The organism is Clostridium pacaense (assembly GCF_020709765.2).
GTDB classification, from domain to species: domain Bacteria; phylum Bacillota; class Clostridia; order Lachnospirales; family Lachnospiraceae; genus Enterocloster; species Enterocloster hominis.
Genome location: NZ_JAJFEB020000194.1, coordinates 1 through 241 on the forward strand (window position 1 = coordinate 1; position 241 = coordinate 241).

A 241-nucleotide genomic window follows, 5' to 3' on the forward strand; every position below is an offset into this window, starting at 1 on the left:
GGTTTGACCAGTTGCGAGTCAGGAATCAGAAAGAATGGGAGTTTTGGATGTACCGCTGTTGTACGGACCAAGAGACTGGAGAGAAATTCGGTTGGGGCCGGGTGCTGGATTACATCGGCGGTGAGTGGGAGAATGTACCGGATGGAGTAGACTTGCCTGGGCAGATAGATTTTTTTACAGGCGGGTTTATTTCGCAAAATTAGCGTTTTGTGATTATATTCCAAATTTTTTTGATAGCAGC

1 pseudogene is annotated in these 241 nt (G+C 46.1%); it reads left to right on the forward strand.

The features are described from left to right. Window positions 1-203, forward strand: a pseudogene (locus LK536_RS59015) (hypothetical protein); the annotation flags it as partial. Window positions 204-241 lie beyond the last annotated feature (38 nt).